Source organism: Mycobacterium sp. E3247 (assembly GCF_001667785.1).
GTDB lineage: Bacteria > Actinomycetota > Actinomycetes > Mycobacteriales > Mycobacteriaceae > Mycobacterium.
In genome coordinates, this window is the sequence record NZ_LZJG01000220.1 from 1 (window position 1) to 512 (window position 512).

Annotated in this window: 2 protein-coding genes; both read right to left on the reverse strand. The window is 62.3% G+C overall.

Going from position 1 to position 512, the window contains the following annotated elements:
- A partial coding sequence (locus A9X04_RS30915) for a sensor domain-containing protein (RefSeq protein ID WP_231985709.1) occupies positions 1-383 on the reverse strand: 383 nt, incomplete at its 3' end.
- Positions 311-512 (reverse strand): hypothetical protein (locus tag A9X04_RS31425; RefSeq protein ID WP_369828931.1); only part of this gene is annotated, 202 nt, incomplete at its 5' end. The genes A9X04_RS31425 and A9X04_RS30915, both read right to left, overlap by 73 nt.

Below are 512 nucleotides of genomic sequence, written 5' to 3' on the forward strand. Positions count from 1 at the left end.
TCGCACGAATTTACGGCCTTCGCGAGCGCATTGTCGAGCAACTGAGTCGCTGTTTTCGCGTCGGCTACCGTCGCAACGGCTTGACGGACCGCATGCTCGTACGTGTCCTTGTCCTCTTTGTAGAGATTGCTCCGCCACGCGGTGTAAGCCACCCCCACCGAGTACGTGTCCGGCGCGATCAGCGGCTCGCACTGCGGGTTACCCTCGTCGACGAAGGCGGCCACGGGCGGGGAGGTCGCGCCGGGCGGAGGTTTGGACGCCCAGTTTAGTTTCGCACCGACAATCTCGTTAATCAGGTCTGGCGCCAAGATCAGCGAATCGATGGCGTCGGCGAGGGTGCGACCGAGGTGGCGTTGTGGCCGCCGCCCTGCCCGCCGCCACACCCAACCGCCAACGCGACCACTACAGCCCCGAGCGCCGAAACAATGAAACGAATCCTCATTTCGTCTCCTTGCCAAACGGACGAAATCCGCATCTGTTGGTCGAAGAATAGGAGCAGTGCGAGAAACGCG